Origin of the sequence: Aliidiomarina indica, assembly GCF_015354615.1 — a bacterium.
GTDB lineage: Bacteria > Pseudomonadota > Gammaproteobacteria > Enterobacterales > Alteromonadaceae > Aliidiomarina > Aliidiomarina indica.
In genome coordinates this window covers 706,826-728,489 of the sequence record NZ_JACAVQ010000001.1, presented here as the reverse complement: position 1 = coordinate 728,489, position 21,664 = coordinate 706,826, and the positions used below count along the sequence as shown (strand labels likewise).

The following is a 21,664-nucleotide window of genomic DNA, read 5'->3' as shown; positions in this document are numbered from 1 at the left end:
GACTCCTGAATACAGAGGATCGAATCATGGCAATTACAGCCGCAATGGTTAAAGAACTGCGTGAGCGTACTGGCGCAGGCATGATGGATTGTAAAAAAGCACTCGAAGAAGCGAATGGCGATATCGAGCTTGCGATTGAAAACATGCGTAAGAGTGGACAAGCGAAAGCAGCTAAAAAAGCTGGTCGTATCGCTGCTGAAGGCGTGATTTTAGTAAAAACTGAAGGCAATGTAGGTACTTTGGTTGAATTGAACTGTGAAACCGATTTCGTTGCTCGTGATGCTAGCTTCTTAGCAATGGGTGAGAAAATTGTTAATGCAGCTTTTGCCAACAAAGAAACTGACGTTGAGAAACTAAACAACACCCAGATCGATGGTGGTACAGTTGAAGAAGTGCGTTCTACGCTGGTTGCTAAGATTGGTGAGAACATGGCCGTACGCCGTGTTATGACCATCGAAGGCGGCGATGTAGCAGCTTCTTACGTTCACAGCGGCCGTATCGGTGTATTGGTATTGTTGAGTGGCGGTAACGAAGAATTAGGTAAAGATATCGCAATGCACGTTGCGGCAAGCAACCCTCAATTCGTGAAGCCAGAAGACGTTGCAGCTGACGTGATTGCAAAAGAGCGTGATATTCAAATCGACATCGCCATGCAATCAGGTAAGCCAAAAGAGATCGCTGAGAAGATGGTTGAAGGCCGTATGAAGAAATTCACCGGCGAAATCAGCTTGACCGGTCAGCCGTTCGTTAAAGATCCTTCTAAATCAGTGGGCGAGCTTCTAAAAGAAGCCGGTGCTGACGTAGTTACTTTCGTTCGCTTTGAAGTGGGTGAAGGTATCGAGAAGAAATCTGAAGATTTTGCAGCGGAAGTTCAAGCTCAGGTTGCTGCGGCGAAAAAAGGTTAATTTTACTGTGGCCTTTACGCCTACAACGAGAACGACCTAAATCGAGACCGCGCTTTGCTGGTACAGCAGGCGCGGTTTTTTTTGACCTGAAAACGGGAAGCCAGAGAAATGAGTACAAATCCGAAACCAAGTTATCGACGCATTTTACTTAAGCTCAGCGGTGAAGCGCTCATGGGAGATGAGCCCTTTGGCATTGATGCCAAAGTACTAGACCGCATGGCGCAGGAAATCAAAGAAATTTTAGAGCTCGGCATTCAGGTTGGTATTGTCATAGGGGGCGGAAACTTATTCCGTGGCGAAGGCTTGGCGAAAGCGGGCATGAATCGTGTGGTCGGGGATCACATGGGCATGTTGGCGACCGTCATGAATGGACTCGCCATGCGTGATGCTCTGCACCGCACTTATGTTAATGCGCGTTTGATGTCAGCAATTGAGCTAGCTGGCGTATGTGATAGCTACAACTGGGCTGAGGCGATTAGCTTATTAAAATCGGGCCGTGTAGTCATCTTTTCCGCAGGGACGGGTAACCCGTTCTTTACCACTGATTCGGCCGCATGCTTGCGCGGTATTGAAATTGAAGCCGATGTGGTGTTAAAAGCCACTAAAGTTGATGGGGTTTATAGTGCCGATCCGGTAAAAAATCCTGAAGCAACTAAATATGATCTGTTAGATTACGATGATGTGCTAAAAAATGAACTAAAAGTCATGGATTTAGCTGCCTTTACCCTGGCGCGTGATCATTCGTTACCGATTCGCGTGTTTAATATGAATAAGCCAGGTGCACTGAAAGCCGTGATTATGGGTGAAGATGAAGGTACACTGATCACCCATGTGAATAACACCACTGAATAAATAAGAAAGAGGAACTCACAGTGATCGACGAGATTATCGCTGATGCGAAAGACCGCATGAAGAAGAGTGTTGAAGCGCTTGCCACACAGATGTCAAAAATTCGCACAGGACGCGCGCACCCAAGTTTATTAGATGGTGTGATGGTTCCTTATTATGGAACGGATACGCCACTGAAGCAGTTGGCTAACATTACCGTGGAAGATTCTCGCACGCTGAGTATCATGGTATTTGATAAGAGTTCTTCAGGTGCTGTTGAGAAAGCGATTCTCACCTCTGATTTAGGACTGAATCCAGCGGCTGCAGGAAATGTTATCCGAGTTCCGTTACCGGCACTCACAGAAGAACGGCGCCGGGACTTAGTGAAAGTTGTACGTGCGGAAGCAGAGCAGGGCCGTGTAGCGGTGCGCAATATTCGTCGTGATGCCAACAGTGATATCAAAGAGCTGTTGAAAGACAAAGAGATTACCGAAGACGACGATCGTCGCGCGCAAGACAGTATCCAGAAAATTACAGATGAAGCCGTAAAGAAAATTGATGAGCTTTTGGCTGCGAAAGAAGCCGAGTTGATGGAAGTTTAATCACTCATTAACTTCCCTCGTTGGAGGACAACGCCGTGTCGGGTATACTTGCGCGGCGTTTATTTTTTGTGGATGTAGCATGACAGGGATTGAAACAGAACAGTTAGCGATTCGTCTCCCACGCCACGTGGCTATTATTATGGATGGTAATGGACGCTGGGCAGAAAAACAGGGGAAACGACGTACACATGGGCACCGAGCCGGCGCTGAATCAGTGCGCCGTGCGATTACTTTTGCTCGACGCAACGGTATTGAAGCACTTACATTATTTGCATTTAGCAGTGAAAATTGGAATCGCCCAGCGCAAGAAGTGAATCTTCTCATGGAATTGTTCATGGGGGTGCTTAAGCGTGAGGTTGCTGAACTCGCTGCCCATGATATCCGCTTGCGGGTCATCGGAGATGTAACGCGTTTTAATAGTCGTTTACAAAAGCGGATTAAGGAAGCAGAAGCAGCAACGGCCCATAACAGTGCGCTGACACTGAATATCGCTGCAAATTATGGCGGGCGCTGGGATATTACTCAAGCGACCCAGCAACTTGCGGAAGAGGTAGCCCAAGGGCGCATCGCAGCAAGTGATATTACCGAAACAATGATTTCGGAACATCTGAGTTTGGCCTCAGGACCTGAACCGGATCTATTGATTCGGACTGGGGGGGAAATCCGCATCAGTAACTTTTTGTTATGGCAATTAGCCTATGCAGAATTATATTTTACTGATGTACTCTGGCCAGACTTTGATGAAATGACGTTTGCCGAAGCAGTCGACTCTTTTGTCCGTCGGGAACGTAGATTTGGCCTCACTAGCGCACAAATACAACAATTAGCTGGTGCAGGTGCTTTGCAAGAGGATTAATTTTGCTGAAACAACGAATTGGTACCGCCATTGTTTTATTGCCTGTGGCTTTTGGGATTATATTTGCCCTTCCGTTAGAATGGTTTGCATTGGCGGTTATGCTGGTGTTGTTACTGGCCGCTTGGGAATGGTCTCCGTTAATGAAAGTGTGTCATTTGTGGGGCCGCCTCGCTTATGTCGTGCTGGTGGGCATTGCTATCGGTGGCCTGTTTTGGTTTCTTGATTTTGACACCCTCTGGATCCAAGGTCAGATTCATTCGGTTCTGTTTTATATTAGTTTAATCGGCGCACTATGGTGGATTCTAGCCACTTTACTGGTATGTAACTTCCCACGAAGCCAACGCCTGTGGGTTCGTAGCCGCATTTTTGTTGGTATTTTTGGCTTTCTTATTCTCGTTCCTACATGGACAGCGGCATTGGCCGTTCGCTCATTGCACTTTGAGACAAATCCATTGTTTGGCGCCTGGACCTTATTGTTCGTACTCGGTTTGGTGTGGGCCGCCGATATTGGCGCCTATTTTACCGGCAAGAAGTTCGGAAAACGCAAATTAATGCCCCATGTGAGCCCAGGTAAGACCCTAGAAGGTTTATATGGTGGTGTGGCGCTCGCTTTGGTAGTGATGGGCACGGTCGCTTGGGCCCTCCCCATCGAAGCTGATTTACTCTTTGGCTATTTTTTAGTGGGCTTGATAACCGTATTGGTCTCGGTGTTTGGCGATCTCAATGAGAGTATGTTTAAGCGCTGCGCGGGTGTAAAAGACAGCGGGTCAATTTTGCCCGGCCATGGCGGCATTTTAGATCGTATCGATTCCTTAACATCGGCGTTGCCGGTTTTCTTAATTGGTTACCTTTGGTTGGTTGGCTAAATGTCGTTTCCTGGGGTTCAAGCGTTACCACCTAAGCGCGCCGATGGGTTGCGGAGGCTCAGCATATTGGGCGCAACCGGCTCGATCGGTGCAAGCACGTTAGCCGTTGTCGCAGCACACCCTGAAACATTTTCTGTTTATGCTCTGACCGCCCATAGCAACGTAGATGGGATGTTCGCGTTGTGTCAGCAACATCGTCCTGATATCGCGGTAATGACGAACCCGAAGGCGGCGCAGGCACTCGAACAACGTATCGTTAGCGCCAACCTCAATATTGAGGTTCTCGCAGGCGAGCAGGCCTTGTGCGACGTTGCTGCGGCAACGGAAGTCGATATGGTGATGGCGGCTATTGTTGGTGCAGCCGGTTTGTTGCCTACGCTCGCGGCAGTAAAAGCCGGTAAGCAGGTATTATTAGCCAATAAAGAAGCCTTGGTGATGAGCGGTCAGCTATTTATGGATGCGGTGCATCAGTCTGGCGCGCAATTGTTACCCGTAGACAGTGAGCACAATGCGATTTTTCAGGCGTTACCTTTTGCAGTACAACAGGGTGCTGGGCGGGTTCATTTAAGTGACCATGGGGTGAGTCAAATTCTATTAACAGGATCCGGTGGTCCGTTTCGAGAAACCCCCTTAATAGAATTGCCGACACAAACGCCGCAAGCGGCGTGTAATCATCCTAATTGGTCGATGGGACAGAAAATTTCCGTCGATTCAGCCACCATGCTGAATAAGGGATTGGAGTACATCGAAGCAAAATGGCTGTTTAACTGCCAACGACATGAACTTGATGTGGTGATTCACCCTCAAAGCGTGATTCATTCAATGGTACAATACGTGGATGGCTCAGTAATAGCGCAAATGGGGCAGCCGGATATGCGCACGCCTATTGCTCATTGCTTGGGTTTTCCAGAACGTATTAGCAGTGGTGTGGCTCCTTTGAATTTTGCAACATTAGGGGCACTTACATTCACCGCCCCGGATTCGGCACGGTATCCCTGTTTGCAGCTCGCGATTGATGCGTGCTGGGCTGGGCAAGCGGCAACGACCACGCTCAACGCTGCGAATGAAGTAGCGGTGGCGGCGTTTTTGGATGGACGTATCCAATTTGGTGATATTGCCAACCTGTGTGGGCAAGTGTTAGAACGCGTACAGCTGCCGAAAGTGAGCCAGTTGGATGAAATTTTGGCATGTGATGAAGAAGCACGTGCCATGGCGATGCAACAGATGTCGAGGTTTTAATCGATGGAACAGTTTTTGTGGTCGATTGGTGCATTTATTGTTGCTTTGGGTTTAGTGGTGACCTTTCATGAGTTTGGTCATTTTTGGGTTGCTCGCCGCTGCGGTGTGAAAGTGGTGACCTTTTCCATTGGTTTTGGTAAACCCCTATTTACGTGGCGGGGCAAAGACGGCACTAACTATCAGATAGCGGCAATTCCTCTGGGCGGCTACGTGCGAATGCTGGATCATGAAATTGATCCAGTTTCAGAGCAGGAAATGTCTGGAAGCTTCCGGGCGAAGCCGGTAAAGCAACGCTTTGCTATTGTTTTGGCGGGGCCTGTCGCGAACTTTATCTTCGCTATCGCTGCCCTGTGGCTGATGCTCATGATTGGGATGCCGGCGGTAAAGCCCATCATAGGCGATGTCGCTAGCGCGAGTGTTGCAGAGCGGGCTGGCCTCACCGCGGGCAGCGAAATCATTGCCATTGATCAGCGCCCGGTGCAAGATTGGCAAGATGTGAATTTAGCGCTAGTTAGGCGGATGGGGTCCGACGCAACGGTATTTCGAGTCGTTGATGTGCAAGGGCAGACCCGCGATGTGCGTATACCTTTGCAAGATTGGCAATTTGATCCTGATAAAGAATCAACCATTGGTAGTTTGGGGTTGGATGTCTACCGTCCAGAAATCATCGCTCGGGTCACCGAAATAGAGGCTGATTCTCCGGCTGCACGCAGTGATTTGCGCATTGGCGATAAAATTATTGGATTCAATGGAACTCAAAGCGCCAATTGGGAACAAATAAGGAGCTTTATTGCAAGTCACGCTAATGAGCGCGTTACTTTTTACGTTGAGCGTAACGGTGAAACACGTTCATTAGAGGTGAGGGTAGGCGAACGGGATGGGCGCGGTTATCTCGGCATTGTGCCAGAGGTTGAAGCGTATCCGGAAGAATACCGCTTTACCTTGCAATATGGCCCCATAGAAGCGCTACAAGGGGGCGTCGCGCGGACATGGAACCTGATGGGGCTCACCGTAAATATGGTGGGTAAGTTGGTTACAGGCGATGTGTCTGTAAAAAACTTAAGTGGCCCGGTAGGGATCGCTCAAGGAGCAGGAGCCCATGCCAGTTATGGGTTGGTTTATTTTCTTAGTTTTCTCGCGTTAATCAGTGTGAGCCTAGGAATACTGAACTTGTTGCCGATTCCAATGCTCGATGGTGGGCATTTAGTATTTTATGTAATTGAATGGATCCGTGGAAAGCCTGTACCTGAGCGGATTCAAGAAATGAGTTTTCGGGTCGGATTACTGCTGCTAATGGTGTTACTAAGCGTGACATTGTTTAATGATCTTGGCAGACTCTTCTCGTGAAAAAATTATCTAACAATAAGACGTGTTGCATGACATTGAAAAAGCTGTTTATTGGAGTGGTACTCGCAGGAACTGGATTGAGCTTAAACGCTCAGGCATCCGATTCATTCGTTGTTGATGATATTCAAATTCGCGGTTTGCAGCGGGTTGGTTTAGGCGCAGCATTAACTTACGTACCTGTTCGTGTGGGTGAGGAAGCCGACGCACAACGGATACGCCAGATCATTCATGAGCTCTATTCATCAAGCCATTTTGACGATGTGCGGGTATATCGCGATGGTGACGCGTTAGTGATCCGTGTCACTGAGCGCCCAACCATTACGAATATTGTCTTTGATGGCAACCGCGATCTTAAAGATGATCAACTACTTGATAGTTTGGCTAACAACGGGATTGCGGAAGGTGAATCACTGGATCGCACCGTTGTGTCCATGCTCGAGAAGAATCTTGAGGATTTTTACCACAGCGTTGGCAAATACAATGCCCAGGTAGAGATTCAAGTGGTGAATTTACCTCGGAACCGTGTTGAATTGCGCTTTAACTTCCGCGAAGGACCTGCCGCGGTGGTCGAGCAAATTAACTTTATCGGTAATGATACCTTTGAGCGCCGTGAACTGACGCGTTTAATGGAATTGCGTGACGAACTCCCGTGGTGGAATATCCTAGGTAAACGTAATTATCAGCAGCAGCAGTTGATGGGCGATTTGGAAGAAGTCGAGTCGTTCTATCGTGATCAAGGTTTTCTACGCTTTAACATTGAGTCTGTGCAGGTTGCTATTACGCCAGAGCTCGAAGGTATTTACATTGCCGTAAATGTAAATGAAGGTGACCGCTACGATATTAAAGATGCGCGTGCCATCGGTGAACTCCGTGACCATGAAGAGTTTTTAAACCGATTCGTAAAAGCCTTGGAAGGTCGCCGCTATAATCAAGCGGAAGTAACCGATATTGAAGAAACCATTAAGCGTTACTTCGGTCGCTTTGGTTTTGCGCGCACCGAAGTGCGTGCGGTTCCAGATATTGATGATGACAATAAAGTGGTCAGTTTGACCTTCTCGATTGATCCAGGCCAGCGTATTTATGTTCGCCGAGTCAATTTTGAAGGGAACGATGCAACGAAAGATGAAGTACTTCGTCGCGAAATGCGCCAAATTGAAGGTTCTTGGTTGTCAGAACAAACGGTTGAATTCGGCAAAGTGCGCTTGGAACGTTTGGGCTACTTTGAAACCGTTGATGTTGAGACGATTCCTGTACCCGGTGAACCGGATCAGGTGGATATCGTATATCGCGTGAAGGAACAACCATCGGGTACCATTTCTGCCGGTATCGGTTATGGTGATTTCGCAGGTTTGAGCTTAAATGCGGCGGTTAGTCAGGAGAATTTCCTTGGCTCAGGTAACCGTGTATCTTTCTCTGTCGACACCAACCGTTACTCACGTAATGTTCAATTGAACTATGTGGATAACTACTTTACCGATGATGGTGTGAGCTTAGGTGGCAACATTTTCTATACGGATTTTGACGCACGCCAAGCCAACCTTTCGCGATTTAACCAACGTTCGTGGGGTATCGGCAGTGATCTTGGATTCCCTGTAAACGAATACAATCGTCTTAACTTTGGGGTTGGTTTCCGCAATACCGGTATTACTCAGCGGGAAATTTTTGAACAGATTCGTAGCTTCTATAATCGCTACGCGGATCCCGATGACCCGTTTGGATCACTGAACTTTAAAACCTATGATTTAACGGCGTCTTGGACACGCAACACATTAAACCGTGGTGTGTTTCCAACGGCGGGTAGCATGAATCGCTTGAGTGGTAAAATCACGACACCAAATAGTGATTTACAGTATTTCAAGCTTGATTATCGCTTCCGTTATTATCGTCCATTCGATCGCGACCATGAGTTTGTTTTATTAACCCGTCTAAATGCCGGTTACGGAAATGGGTATGGTCAAGACGAAAGCGGTGCAGATTATCGATTACCTTTCTGGGAAAATTTCTATGGGGGTGGTACTGATAACCTGCGTGGCTTTGAGGCGAATCGAGTAGGTCCGCGTGGAATCACACGTCGTCCGCAATATATATTGGGTCCGCCGGATGCCGATGGGAACCGTGAACAAATTGCCCTAGGTCCAGAATTTGATCGCATTGAAGTATCACGATTTGCTTCTATTGGCGGTAACGCTCAAGTAAATGGCGGTTTCGAACTTATTTTCCCAACACCGTTCGTTGGTGAAGAAACCTCGCGTGCAGTACGTACGAGTGCCTTTATTGATGTGGGTGTGGTTTGGGATACCGAGTTTAATTACGATCAATACCGTGATTTAGAGGTTATTGGTGACGCACAATTCTGGGATTACAGTAGTCCACGGAATTATCAGGCATCTTATGGTGTCTCAGTACAGTGGCTGTCACCAATGGGTGTGTTGTCCTTTAGTTTAGGATTCCCAATTCGCTCATTAGATCGGACATTAGAAGATAAATTTACATTTAATATTGGTACATCGTTTTAATTTTGCGTTAGCCGATTTAAGCTAACCGAATAAGAACGTTGGGCAAGTTAAGTCACTTAGAGAAATGAGGATAGTCCTTTGAAAGCAGTATTTACAAGTGTAATCGTTTTGTTCGCTTTGGTATTCAGTGCCATGCCTGCGCACGCAGCAGACATGAAAATTGGTACTGTGAACATCAATAAAGTTTTACAAAACATGCCGGAGCTTGAAGAAGTATCCGCCGCTATTAGTGAAGAGTTTGCAGAGCCGATTCAACGTTTATCGCAGCTAGAAGAAGAGTTTGAGGCCTTGCGTGAGCGGGTAGCGCGCGATGAGTCTATTATGACTGAAGAGCAGTTGAATGAAGCAAACCAGGAACTGCGCGCTCGCGCGATGGGTTTGCAGCGTAGCAATGAGCAGCTCAATCAGTACATTCAGATGCGTGAAACAGAAGAACGTAATCGCTTATTGCAAAAGATCTACACAGCGATTGAAGCCTATGCAGAAGCAAATGGCTATGATCTAATCCTCGACTATAACCGCGTGCCTTTTTCTCGCGAGTCGATGGACGTGTCTGATCAAATTCTCGAGCGTCTGCTAGACTAAACCTCAATTCGTTGTTGATTTGAGTTTATCTTGAACGTAAAGGATATCGAATGACGCTCAGTGAATTAGCGATGCTAATTGGGGCGGAGGTACGCGGCAATGGCGATACTTCCGTCTCAAGTTTAGCCACACTGGCAAATGCCGGCCCTGATCAGGTCGGCTTTCTTGCTAATGACAAGTACAGAAACCTGCTACAAAATACGCAAGCTGGCGCGGTGATTTTAAAAGCCGAACATGATGACCCGTCACTGATTAAAAATGCGTTGATTACCAACAATCCCTACCTTGCTTATGCGCGTGCTGCGCAAGCGTTTGACACAACCCCCGTACCCAAACCGCGTATCGATGCGAGAGCTTCCGTGGCGGAAACGGTTATCCTTGGCAACGATGTGAGCATCGGGCCGGGCGCGGTGATTGCGGACAGCGCAGTGATTGGTGATGGCGCAATTATTGGGGCCAATTGCTATGTCGGTGAGGAAGCCAAAATCGGTGCTGGAACGCGTTTGTGGCCAAGTGTGCAGGTGTATCATCGCGTGCAAATTGGCGAGCGCTGTACAATTCATTCAGGGGCTGTGATTGGTGCCGATGGCTTTGGTTGGGCCAGTGATAACGGAAAATGGGTTAAAATCCCTCAGCTCGGTCGAGTAGTGATTGGCGACGATGTAGAAATCGGCGCGAACACCACCATTGATCGAGGCGCACTGGACGACACTGTCATTAGTTCAAACTGCATTATTGATAACCTCTGTTTGATTGCGCATAACGTACATATCGGTGAAGGCACTGCGATAGCAGGGCACACCGGAATTGCGGGAAGTGCAAAAATTGGGCGTTATTGTTTGATTGGCGGTGCAACTGCGATTAACGGGCACATTACTATTGGTGATGGTGCGCAGATCCATGGTATGACGATGGTCACCAAGGATTTGCCCGGTAAAGGCGTGTACGCCTCTGGATTGCCTGTCGTTGATCAAGTGACTTGGGCGAAGTCCGGGGCACGAGTACGTCAGTTACCGGAGTTATTCCTACGTGTTCGGGCGCTAGAACGCAAATTAGATAAACCGAACGATTAACGGAGGAACTCCTTTGAACGAGAATGCTCAACCGGGATTTGATATCCAGGAAATTCAGAAAATCTTACCCCACCGCTATCCCTTTGCTTTAATTGATCGGGTTATTTCATACGTTCCGAATACGTCATTACATGCGATTAAGAACATTACCATGAATGAGCCGGTATTTATGGGGCATTTCCCTGGAAATCCTATTTTCCCGGGCGTATTGCTACTTGAAGCCATGGCTCAGGCAACTGGCTTGCTTGGCTTTAAAATGATGGAAAACGTAGCGGAAGACGAAATATACTTGTTTGCAGGAATTGATAACGCGCGCTTTAAGCGTCAAGTTATTCCAGGCGACCGCGTTGATTTTCATGTAGAATTTGTTAAAGAAAAGCGTGGCATCTGGAAGTTTAAAGGCCGTGCAGAGGTGGACGGTAAGCTCGCTTGTGAAGCCGATATTATGTGTGCAAGAAGGACAACTTAATTGATTCATGCATCCGCGATAATTGATCCTAAAGCTCGGATTGGAAAAAACGTAAGCATTGGCCCATGGACCTACGTGGGCCCCGATGTGGATATTGGCGATGACTGTGTTATCCATTCTCACGTCGTGATTAAAGGACCAACCCGCATAGGGCGTGGTAATCGTATTTTTCAGTTTTGCTCGATAGGCGAAGATTGTCAGGACAAGAAGTATAAGGGCGAGCCGACCGAGCTTGTGGTCGGTGATCGCAATGTGTTTCGTGAAGGATGCACGATTCATCGCGGTACTATCCAAGACAACAGTTTGACGCAAATAGGCAACGACAATTTGTTTATGGCGTATGTCCATGTTGCTCACGATTGCATGATTGGTTCGAACAATATTCTTGCTAACAACGCAACATTAGCGGGCCATGTGCACATGGGCGATTTCGTGATTCTAGGCGGCTTTACCGGTGTGCATCAGTTTTGTCGTATTGGCTCTCATAGCTTTGCCGCAGTAAGTTCCGTTGTGGTGCAAGATATTCCGCCGTTTGTGATGTGTCAGGGCCATAATGCCGTTCCGCGAACTATAAATAGCGAAGGATTGAAGCGCCGAGGCTTTAGTGCCGACAGCATCAATAACATCAAGAAAGCCTACCGTTTGTTGTATCGCAGTGGCCTCACCGTTGCTGAAGCATCAGACGCGATAACCGCCCTTGAAGAGCCAGCCCTAAACGGATTCGTTGACTTTATTAGCGATTCGGAGCGCGGAATTATCCGGCCATGAGTGATTCCGGCGATAGAGCGAATAATTCTTCAGCGGGCGCACATCAGCGCCCGTTACTTATTGGCATTGTCGCAGGTGAAGCGTCGGGGGACATCCTTGGCGCAAATCTTATGCTGGCCTTGCGTGATATGCATAGAGACATTCAGTTTGTGGGCGTTGGCGGTGAGCGTATGAAGAACGCGGGTCTCGCATCGCTATTTCCGATGGAAACCCTCTCTGTGATGGGTATTGTCGATGTTCTCAAACAACTTCCAAGTTTACTCCGGGCCCGTAAACAGGTGGTGCAAACCATGCTGGATAGACAACCGGATGTGTTTATAGGCGTTGACGCGCCAGATTTTAATCTCCCTATCGAGAAAAAGCTTAAGCGCGCAGGCATTCCAACCGTCCATTATGTGAGCCCCTCGGTATGGGCGTGGCGGCCTAAGCGCATTTACGGTATTGCTGAAGCCACAGAACTGGTTTTGGGGATTTTACCGTTTGAGCAGGATTTCTATAAAAAATACCAGGTGCCGTATCAGTTTGTTGGCCACCCTTTAGCTGATGAGATTCCTATGCAATGGTCTCATCAGAGTGCTCGAGAGCAACTCAACTTAGCCTTGGATAAACGTTACGTTGGCATTTTGCCGGGCAGTCGGGGGAGTGAAGTGGGATTGCTAGCGGAACCTTTTATCGACGCAGCGATTCGCTTACAGCAACAACAGCCCGAGCTTGAGTTTCTCATTGCATTTGCCAGCGAAAAGCGTCGCGATCAGTTTCTTGCGGTGCTTGAAAAGCGTGGTCAGCCGTTGCGGTTACATCCCTTCTTAGGACAATCGCAAACGGTGATTGCTGCAAGTGATGCGACTATGTTGGCCTCGGGAACTGTGTCCCTCGAAACCATGCTGATCAAGCGGCCGATGATTGTTTGTTATCGGTTTGGTTGGTTGAACTACCAAATTTTACGCCATTTTGTGCGTTTGCCTCATTTCTCCTTACCAAACTTACTAGAAGGGGGTCCCTTGGTTCTTGAGTTATTACAAACTGAGGTGACCGGAGCGCGTATTGCGCAAGAGGTATCAGATCTGCTCGAGAATGACCAGTCGGCCACGCTCAATCGGTTTAGCGAACACCATGTGATGCTACGCCGCAATGCCGGCAAAGAGGCGGCTAAGGCCGTTACAGCGCTTATTCGCCGCTAATCCCCGTATTTGCCCGACACCTTCTCTTATTATCCATTTTTTAGCTTCTATTAAGCATCGCTATTCGCTAAGTGAATAATGGTATTGCAGTGACCGATTTGAGGGGGATTGATCGCTCCCGCTATACTCATGGTCATTCAATTAAGGAGGACCTATGGGTTTATTAGTAGACGGACAATGGCAGGACAAGTGGTATGACACCAGTAAGAGTGGTGGCCGCTTTGAGCGATCCGAGTCGCAGTTTCGCAATTGGGTGACAACCAAAGGTGAAGCAGGCCCCACCGGCGATGGTGGCTTTGAAGCCGAGTCTGGGCGCTATCACTTATTTGTATCCTATGCCTGCCCCTGGGCCCACCGAACCTTGATTTTTCGCAAGTTAAAGGGCTTAGAAGCGCACATTTCGTATTCTGCGGTAGCACCGAAGATGTTGGAAAACGGCTGGGAGTTCGGGGCTGGTGAGCTCGCTGATCCGCTGTATGATAGTGACTTTATGCATCAAATCTATACCCGTGCCGATAGTAACTACAGCGGTCGGGTAACGGTTCCCGTGTTGTGGGACAAAAAGCGAAACACCATTGTCAGTAATGAATCTGCAGATATTATTCGGATGTTTAATTCTGCATTTGATCATATTGCAGGGAATCATTTGGACTTTTATCCGGAAGCGTTGCGCAGTGACATCGATCAAATCAACGAGCTGGTCTATGACAACGTCAATAACGGTGTTTACAAGAGTGGCTTTGCAACCACGCAAGAGGCGTATGAAGAAGCGTTTGATGCACTCTTTGCTGCCTTAGATGAACTTGAACAACGGTTATCGAAGCATCGTTATTTAGCGGGTTCGCAAATAACCGAAGCAGATTGGCGTCTGTTTACCACCTTAGTTCGATTTGATGCGGTGTATGTCGGTCACTTCAAATGTAATTTAAAACGTATCGTCGATTATCCAAATTTATCGGGCTATGTGCGGGAATTGTATCAAGTTGCTGGGGTCGCTGACACAGTCCGTATGGACCACATTAAAACCCACTACTATGTAAGTCATGACATGATTAATCCAACGGGTGTGGTGCCCAAAGGCCCGGAGCTAGATTTTTTAGCGCCTCATAACCGTGACAATTAAGTGTTGAGAGAGGTAAAACATGAGTGCAATTGTAAAACATCGGGTTCGCGGTATGCCCGCACAAGATGGTGCTGGCGTTCGTCTGAGTCGCGTGATCAATCAACCGGCGTTTCGCCACAAAGATCCGATATTAATGTTAGATGAGTTCAAATCGGATGATCCGAACGATTATATCGCCGGCTTTCCACCGCATCCGCACCGTGGCTTTTGTACGCTGACATATATGCTTGCGGGCAATATGGCGCACAAAGATTCAACGGGCAATGAGGGTGAAATTAGTACGGGCGGTTTGCAATGGATGAAAGCTGCCCGAGGCATTATCCACTCAGAAATGCCGAAGCAAAAAGACGGTATGATGTGGGGTTTTCAGCTGTGGCTAAATCTTCCGGCAGCCGAGAAGATGGATGATCCGGAATACGCAGATATCCCCGGTGGTGACGTGCCTGAAGTAGCCTATGAAGGTGGCAAGGTACGGGTGCTTTCGGGTGAGTTTGCGGGTCAAACGGGACCGGTTAAAGCGCCGGGGCGGGAGTTTTTGTATCTGGATTTCCGCATGCCGCAATCTGCAACTTTTGAGCTTCCCCATCAAGGTCAAGAAACGCGGTTGTTGTATGTATACCAAGGGGCGATTACTATTGATGGTATCACTGCCGAGGCAGGCGAACTGATGGAACTTGATGCTGACGCGAAAGTACCGCTTTCCATAGAACGGGAAGGGCACTTTTTGTTAATGGCAGCCAAACCAATCGGAGAGCCCATTGCCCAGTACGGTCCATTTGTGATGAACAATGAAGCGGAGCTGCGGCAAGCGTTTACGGACTATCAAAATGGCACCTTAACGCAATAAACTCTGCCAAGTTTGCTAACGCCGCACCATGATGCGGCGTTTTTATATGTGCCTTTGAATGAGAGCTTTATGGATACCTTGCAACACCTAGATCGCTTTTTAGACCGTTTATGGTTGCAGCAAGGTGTGAGTCAACACACCCTAAGCGCCTATCGCAGCGATCTCACCCACTTTGCACGTTGGTTGCAGCAAAGCGCCATTCCTTTAGAGCAGGCGGCAGTGTCACACATCGAAAGCTATTTAAGCCATCTTCATGACCAGGGACGCAATCCACGAACGCTTGCGCGTTTTCTCAGCGCAGCCCGTAAGTTTTACGGCTGGTTGTTGCATGAGCAGATTCGCAGTGATGACCCGACCAACCATGTACGGACACCGAAACAACCGCGCTCTTTACCGAAATCATTAAGTGAGGAAGCGGTAAGTGCGCTTCTCGCGGCACCAGATTCAGAATCCGCATTAGGTTTGCGCGACAAGGCCATGTTAGAAGTTCTCTATGCGTCGGGCCTGCGAATTAGTGAGTTAGTGCAATTGCAAATGAATCAATTGAGTGTTCGACAGGGTTTAGTAAGAGTGATCGGGAAGGGCGATAAAGAGCGTTTAGTTCCTCTCGGCGAGGAAGCCTTACACGCACTTGAGCGCTATTTACGGTATGGGCGCCCTGAGTTACTTGTCAAACCGGTAGATGTTGTGTTTTTATCCACGCGCGGAACGCAAATGACGCGGCAAACGTTCTGGCATCGAATTCGCCAGCATAGCCGAACAGCGGGGCTGCCGGATGATGTATCGCCGCATCGACTAAGACACGCGTTCGCAACGCATTTATTGAACCACGGGGCCGATTTACGCGCGCTACAAATGCTGCTTGGTCATGCAGATATTTCAACAACACAAATTTATACGCAAGTGGCAAAAGCACGCTTAAAACAATTACACGCAGCCCATCACCCTCGGGGCTAGAACCAATGACAGGAAATTGAAGTTCTACTATGACGAAAATTGAAGTCCGTCGTCGCACACCATCGGGTGCTATCCGTTCAAATACCGATTTACCGCCACTACTTCGGCATATCTATGCTTGTCGCGGAGTGAACTCGGTGGATGAGCTATCTCTCAGCGCTACAGGACTGCTGCATTTTAATCAATTAACCGACTGTGAGTACGCCGCTGAGCGCGTCGCAAAGGCAATTGCGCAGCAAGAATCCATTTGTATTTGTGGTGATTTTGATGCTGATGGCGCCACTAGTGTGGCATTGTTGATGCAGGGACTCAGTGCGTTTGGGGCGGCTAAGCTATTTTATTTAGTTCCCAATCGGTTTACCGATGGTTACGGACTTTCTGCAAGTTTAGTGGAAGCGGCTCGGCGTGAAGGTGCGCAACTGATCATCACTGTAGATAACGGTGTGAGTAGTCATGAAGGTGTCGAGCGTGCGAACAGCTTAGGCATGGATGTCATTATTACCGACCATCATTTACCCAGTGATAGCTTGCCAAATGCCTATGCGGTGGTTAATCCCAATCGTCGCGACTGCGCGTTTGCAAGTAAGCATCTAGCCGGCGTAGGGGTGGCTTTCTATTTACTTCTTGCGCTTCGAGCTTACTACCGTAAACATGATCCACAAAGCTCGGCGGCGCAGGTGAAAGTGGCTCAGTTTTTGGATTATGTAGCGGTTGGCACTGTTGCTGATGTGGTATCTCTCGATTATAACAACCGAATCTTGGTGCAGCAGGGATTAGCTCGTATTCGCCAAGGGTTATGTGCTCCTGGTATTCGTGCCTTGCTTGATGTCGCCGGGCGAGCGCCTGGGTCATTGCAAGCCCGCGATCTTGGATTCACCGTAGGACCTCGGATTAATGCGGCCGGACGTCTTGAAGATATCCAAATGGGGATTGAGTGCTTATTGAGCCAAGACCCGCAGCAGGCCCAAATGTTGGCATTACGCTTAGATGAATTAAATCGACAACGGCGAACCATTGAACAGGATATGCAGCGCGATGCGGAGCGTTTACTGGCGCAAGTGCAATGGACTGAGCAAAGCTTGCCGGCGGTCGTGGCTATGCGCAATCAGGATTGGCATCAGGGAGTCATTGGTATTTTAGCTGGCCGGTTGAAGGAACGATTACATCGACCTGTGATGACTTTCGCCCCCGATGACGAAGGTTTTTTAAAAGGATCGTGCCGCTCTGTGCCGGGAATTCACATTCGTGACTTTTTAGAGCAAGTATCGGCCCATACGCCGGGTTGCATTCGCCGTTTTGGCGGTCATGCGATGGCTGCTGGCCTCACAGTGCCGGCCGCCGCATGGGACGACTTTTATGACGCGGTTCAGGTGGTCGCTTCCCGTTGGATCGACAAGGACGCCTTAGAACAAATTATTTGGAGTGACGGTGAACTTACTGCGTCTGATCTCAATGTGGAAACGGCAGAAAGCTTGCAACAAGCCGGTCCTTTTGGACAGGGTTTTCCCGCACCGCTGTTTGATGGCGACTTTAGAGTGGTGCAGGCCCGCTGGTTGAAAGATGCACATCTTAAACTCGTGGTGCAACCCCAAGGCTCGAATGACGTCTTCGACGCCATCGCCTTTAACGCGAAGCGAGCCCCTTGGCAGTGGCAGGGGCAGGAACAGGTGCATCTCACCTACCAACTTGACATCAATGAATTTCGTGGTCAGCGCACAGTACAGCTCATGATTCAATCTGTGCTTTGAAATTGCGAACAGTGGTCTGTTGTTTAAGGTGAATTTCCGCTAAAATACGCGCCCATTTTGAATACATTTATTCTGGTGCAATCGGAATGTTTTCGGTAGGTTGCGCAGAAGGATACGATCTAGGAATCATAGCATGCTGGAAAGCAACGCAGTTGCCTATCAAATCGATGACCTAAAGCAGCGCATGGCGCAGCTTAGGGGGTATCTTTGACTTAGAGACGAAAACGGAACGTCTCGAAGAAGTTGAGCGTGAGCTCGAAAACCCCGCGGTATGGAATGATCCAGAGAAAGCCCAAGCGCTTGGCAAAGAACGGGCATCGTTAGAAGAAGTGGTGCATACCTTTCGTGATCTCGCGCGAGGGTTAGACGATGCCGCTGGTTTTCTGGATATGGCTATCGAAGAGCAAGACGAAGATATTCTTGCCGAAGCAGAGAAAGAACTTGTGCAGTGGCAAACTGCGCTGGAAAAGCTCGAGTTCCGTCGTATGTTCTCGGGTCCGAATGATGCCAACGACTGCTATTTGGATTTGCAATCAGGTTCGGGCGGAACTGAAGCACAAGATTGGTGCTCTATGCTGCTGCGTATGTACCTGCGGTGGGGTGAAGCCCATGGTATGAAAACTGAAATTACGGAACTTTCAGAAGGTGAAGTCGCGGGTATCAAATCGGCGACCATTCGCTTTCAAGGGGACTATGCGTTTGGCTGGTTACGTACCGAAACTGGTGTACATCGGCTCGTTCGCAAATCGCCATTCGATTCGGGTAATCGACGCCATACATCGTTTGCGTCGGCGTTTGCATACCCTGAAATTGATGATGATATTGAAATTGAGATCAACCCTTCGGATCTTCGTATCGATACCTATCGTGCGTCTGGGGCCGGTGGTCAGCACGTCAACCGAACCGACTCTGCTGTGCGTATCACTCACGAACCTTCAGGAATTGTAGTGCAGTGTCAAAGTGATCGTTCTCAGCACAAGAACAAAGATTTCGCCATGAAGCAATTACGCGCGAAGTTATACGAGATGGAAATTCAAAAACAGAACGAAGCGAAACAGGTGATGGAAGATAATAAATCGGATATCGGCTGGGGAAGTCAAATTCGTTCTTATGTACTCGACGATTCACGCATTAAAGATTTGCGCACTGGTGTTGAAACACGCAATACGCAAGCAGTGCTAGATGGCGACCTTGATCGCTTTATTGAAGCTAGCCTGAAGTCTGGGCTTTAATTGACAGCCCGACGGGAAAAGAGGATTTAAAATGACCGACAAGCAGCAACCCGAAACTCAAGACCTGAATCAACAGATTCGCGAGCGTAAGCAGAAATTAGCGGCATTGCGCGAGCACGGTATCGCGTTTCCTAATGATTTTCGTCGCGAGCATCTCGCTGCAGAGTTGCATGCTGAGTTTGATGATGTCGACGGTGAAGCGCTGCAGGCACAAGGCATTCGCGTAAGCATTGCGGGACGTATGATGTTACGCCGCATTATGGGCAAAGCGAGTTTTGCGACCTTGCAAGATATGAGTGGTCAGATTCAGGTGTATGTCGCGCGCGATAATTTGCCAGAAGGCGTGTATAACGACGGCTTTAAGAAATGGGATCTGGGTGACATTATTGGTGCATCAGGCACTTTATTTGTGACGCGCACCGGTGAATTAACGGTTCAGGTTGACGAGATTCGTCTGCTCACCAAGGCGCTGCGGCCCTTGCCAGATAAGTTTCATGGTCTTTCCGATCAAGAAACCCGTTACCGCCAACGCTATCTTGATCTCATCGTGAATGAACAGAGTCGCAATACATTTGTGATGCGTTCACGCGCTGTTGATTACATTCGCCGCTTCTTAACAGAGCGCGCGTTTTTGGAAGTTGAAACGCCGATGATGCAAACCATTCCAGGTGGTGCATCAGCGCGTCCCTTTGTTACTCATCACAATGCCCTAGATATGGATCTGTATCTGCGGATCGCGCCGGAACTTTACTTGAAGCGCCTTGTGGTTGGTGGCTTTGAAAAAGTATTCGAAATCAATCGTAACTTCCGTAACGAAGGCTTATCAACGCGCCATAACCCTGAATTTACCATGCTTGAGTTCTACTGGGGTTATGCCGACTATAAAGACTTAATGGATCTGACCGAAACTATGGTGCGGGGCTTATGTACTGAGCTGCTCGGAAGCACCACGGTGAATTACCAAGGTGCAACCTTTGATTTTGGTCAGCCGTTCACGCGTATGACGGTGGTTGAAGCTATTTTGCATTACAATCCGGAAGTGAAAGCAGAACAGCTACAGGATCGCGCGGCAGCGGAAGCATTGGCTCTTTCCTTGGGTTTGCAGGTTCACAAAAGTTGGGGACTTGGCAAAATTCAAATCGAAATTTTTGAAGCCACGGCTGAGCATAAATTAATGCAACCGACCTTTATCACCGCTTATCCTGCAGAAGTATCGCCGTTGGCCCGTCGCAATGACAACGACCCATTTGTGACTGACCGCTTTGAGTTCTTCGTCGGCGGCCGTGAAATAGCCAATGGCTTCTCGGAGTTAAATGACGCGGAAGATCAAGCTGAGCGGTTCCGTCAGCAAGTGGAACAAAAAGAAGCGGGTGATGCAGAAGCTATGTTTTATGATGCGGACTACGTGACTGCATTGGAGTATGGTATGCCACCGACGGCAGGTGAGGGGATCGGCATCGACCGTTTGGTGATGTTGCTTACCGATTCTGCCTCTATTCGCGATGTGCTGTTATTCCCGCACATGCGCCCCCAGCAAAAGCAGGACTAAACCCTAGAACTTTTCTTGTGCTTGCGCTGAGGTATGTGAATGCTGTCTCAGCCAAGCTTCAAGTGCAGAAGCCGACATAGGGTGGGCAATATAATAGCCTTGTGCCATATCAAAGCCTAATAACTTAATATGCTCCATGGTCTCTTCCGTTTCGACCCCTTCGGCGGTGGCCAAAATGCCACTTTGGTTGGCGAGTTTTAGTGCTGCCTTGGCGAGAAACTCAGCCTCTTTCGATGTTTTGATGGCCTTAATGACAGCGACGTCAATTTTGATTTCGCTGAGCTTTAATTTTTCGATCATTAATGCATTGGATTCACCGGTGCCAAAATCATCGAGCGCAATTCGAAAGCCCGCGCGTTGATAACGCATTAAGCTTTCTGCAAATACTTCCATGTTTTGGTAAATCTCAAGTTCAGGGAACTCGAGAATAATTTGTGACGGTGCTAAGTCGAAGGCAACGCAACTTTCCAGCAAGCGTTGCAGGAAATCGCTATGGGTAAAAGAGACGGGACTAATATTTACCGATAAAGATAGGTTTGGGATGCGTTTGGCTATCTCTGCAAACACCGGTAAGCCCGCGTTAAGCACTTCTTGCGTTAAGGTATCAATGAGTTCACGCTTTTTTGCGAGCTGAATAAACTCTATCGGTGAAATATAACCGAGTTCTTCATGATTCCAGCGGGCATAGATTTCAAAGCCAGTGAGTCTTCCAGTCGTGACAATAACTCGAGGTTGAAACGCGACCTCGAAGCCATGCTCATCTAGCACTTTGCGTAAGTGCTCTGCATTTAAGGGCATATTAAAAATGCCTTTAGCGCTTGCCGCCATCGCTTTTGCCATATACCGGGTTGTCCTTGTGAGATCCTGCGGGCTAGTCCGTGAGCGCCTTAAGGGGTATAAATGTATTCGTTGATGATATTTTGGTCGATCAATGATATTTACGCAATATCGCAAAGGCTCGAATAAGCGTGCT

20 protein-coding genes are annotated in these 21,664 nt (G+C 48.3%); 19 read left to right on the top strand and 1 reads right to left on the bottom strand.

Going from position 1 to position 21,664, the window contains the following annotated elements:
* The first annotated feature begins 26 nt into the window (after positions 1-26).
* The 19 genes from tsf to lysS all read left to right on the top strand — a co-directional run bounded on the left by tsf (position 27) and on the right by lysS (position 20,691).
* Positions 27-905, top strand: a complete 879-nt coding sequence (tsf, locus tag HXZ99_RS03330; protein ID WP_194755836.1) for a translation elongation factor Ts — start codon at positions 27-29, stop codon at positions 903-905.
* A 108-nt stretch (positions 906-1,013) separates the two neighbouring features.
* Entirely contained in the window at positions 1,014-1,757 is a 744-nt protein-coding gene (gene pyrH, locus HXZ99_RS03325) for a UMP kinase (protein ID WP_143233993.1), read from the top strand.
* 20 nt (positions 1,758-1,777) lie between these two features.
* Positions 1,778-2,335 (top strand): ribosome recycling factor, encoded by a 558-nt coding sequence (gene frr, locus HXZ99_RS03320; RefSeq protein ID WP_194755835.1) that lies wholly within the window; start codon positions 1,778-1,780, stop codon positions 2,333-2,335.
* Positions 2,336-2,414: 79 nt separating this feature from the next.
* Positions 2,415-3,191, top strand: a complete 777-nt coding sequence (uppS, locus tag HXZ99_RS03315; protein ID WP_194755834.1) for a polyprenyl diphosphate synthase — start codon at positions 2,415-2,417, stop codon at positions 3,189-3,191.
* Between the two features lie 2 nt (positions 3,192-3,193).
* Positions 3,194-4,057: a phosphatidate cytidylyltransferase gene (locus HXZ99_RS03310; RefSeq protein ID WP_194755833.1), complete on the top strand. Its 864-nt coding sequence runs from the start codon at positions 3,194-3,196 to the stop codon at positions 4,055-4,057.
* Positions 4,058-4,105: 48 nt separating this feature from the next.
* A complete protein-coding gene (gene ispC, locus HXZ99_RS03305) occupies positions 4,106-5,296 on the top strand; it encodes a 1-deoxy-D-xylulose-5-phosphate reductoisomerase (protein ID WP_194756054.1) in 1,191 nt (396 codons plus the stop codon).
* A gap of 3 nt (positions 5,297-5,299) precedes the next feature.
* Entirely contained in the window at positions 5,300-6,643 is a 1,344-nt protein-coding gene (rseP, locus tag HXZ99_RS03300; protein WP_194755832.1) for a sigma E protease regulator RseP, read from the top strand.
* 29 nt (positions 6,644-6,672) lie between these two features.
* Positions 6,673-9,159: an outer membrane protein assembly factor BamA gene (bamA, locus tag HXZ99_RS03295; protein WP_194755831.1), complete on the top strand. Its 2,487-nt coding sequence runs from the start codon at positions 6,673-6,675 to the stop codon at positions 9,157-9,159.
* A gap of 78 nt (positions 9,160-9,237) precedes the next feature.
* On the top strand, positions 9,238-9,744 hold the full coding sequence (locus tag HXZ99_RS03290; RefSeq protein WP_194755830.1) for an OmpH family outer membrane protein: 507 nt from the start codon (positions 9,238-9,240) through the stop codon (positions 9,742-9,744).
* Positions 9,745-9,794: 50 nt separating this feature from the next.
* A complete protein-coding gene (gene lpxD, locus HXZ99_RS03285) occupies positions 9,795-10,817 on the top strand; it encodes a UDP-3-O-(3-hydroxymyristoyl)glucosamine N-acyltransferase (RefSeq protein WP_194755829.1) in 1,023 nt (340 codons plus the stop codon).
* 13 nt (positions 10,818-10,830) lie between these two features.
* Positions 10,831-11,286, top strand: a complete 456-nt coding sequence (gene fabZ, locus HXZ99_RS03280; RefSeq protein WP_194755828.1) for a 3-hydroxyacyl-ACP dehydratase FabZ — start codon at positions 10,831-10,833, stop codon at positions 11,284-11,286.
* Positions 11,287-12,054, top strand: coding sequence for an acyl-ACP--UDP-N-acetylglucosamine O-acyltransferase (gene lpxA / locus HXZ99_RS03275; RefSeq protein ID WP_194755827.1), 768 nt, complete (start codon positions 11,287-11,289; stop codon positions 12,052-12,054).
* Positions 12,051-13,235 (top strand): lipid-A-disaccharide synthase, encoded by a 1,185-nt coding sequence (gene lpxB, locus HXZ99_RS03270; RefSeq protein WP_194755826.1) that lies wholly within the window; start codon positions 12,051-12,053, stop codon positions 13,233-13,235. The genes lpxA and lpxB overlap by 4 nt, the downstream gene beginning before the upstream one ends.
* Before the next feature lie 154 nt (positions 13,236-13,389).
* A complete protein-coding gene (locus tag HXZ99_RS03265; RefSeq protein WP_194755825.1) occupies positions 13,390-14,358 on the top strand; it encodes a glutathione S-transferase family protein in 969 nt (322 codons plus the stop codon).
* A 19-nt stretch (positions 14,359-14,377) separates the two neighbouring features.
* A complete protein-coding gene (locus HXZ99_RS03260; RefSeq protein ID WP_194755824.1) occupies positions 14,378-15,205 on the top strand; it encodes a pirin family protein in 828 nt (275 codons plus the stop codon).
* A gap of 69 nt (positions 15,206-15,274) precedes the next feature.
* A complete protein-coding gene (gene xerD / locus HXZ99_RS03255; protein ID WP_194755823.1) occupies positions 15,275-16,162 on the top strand; it encodes a site-specific tyrosine recombinase XerD in 888 nt (295 codons plus the stop codon).
* Positions 16,163-16,191: 29 nt separating this feature from the next.
* On the top strand, positions 16,192-17,910 hold the full coding sequence (gene recJ / locus HXZ99_RS03250) for a single-stranded-DNA-specific exonuclease RecJ (RefSeq protein WP_194755822.1): 1,719 nt from the start codon (positions 16,192-16,194) through the stop codon (positions 17,908-17,910).
* 133 nt (positions 17,911-18,043) lie between these two features.
* Positions 18,044-19,142 (top strand): peptide chain release factor 2 gene (gene prfB / locus HXZ99_RS03245; RefSeq protein WP_194755821.1). Its coding sequence is split into 2 segments (ribosomal slippage): positions 18,044-18,118 and positions 18,120-19,142, totalling 1,098 coding nucleotides; the frame shifts between segments, so codons are not numbered across the junction.
* A 31-nt stretch (positions 19,143-19,173) separates the two neighbouring features.
* A complete protein-coding gene (gene lysS / locus HXZ99_RS03240) occupies positions 19,174-20,691 on the top strand; it encodes a lysine--tRNA ligase (RefSeq protein WP_194755820.1) in 1,518 nt (505 codons plus the stop codon).
* A gap of 3 nt (positions 20,692-20,694) precedes the next feature.
* Here the strand turns inward: lysS and HXZ99_RS03235 are convergent, their stop codons facing one another.
* Positions 20,695-21,531, bottom strand: a complete 837-nt coding sequence (locus HXZ99_RS03235) for an EAL domain-containing protein (RefSeq protein WP_194755819.1) — start codon at positions 21,529-21,531, stop codon at positions 20,695-20,697.
* Positions 21,532-21,664 lie beyond the last annotated feature (133 nt).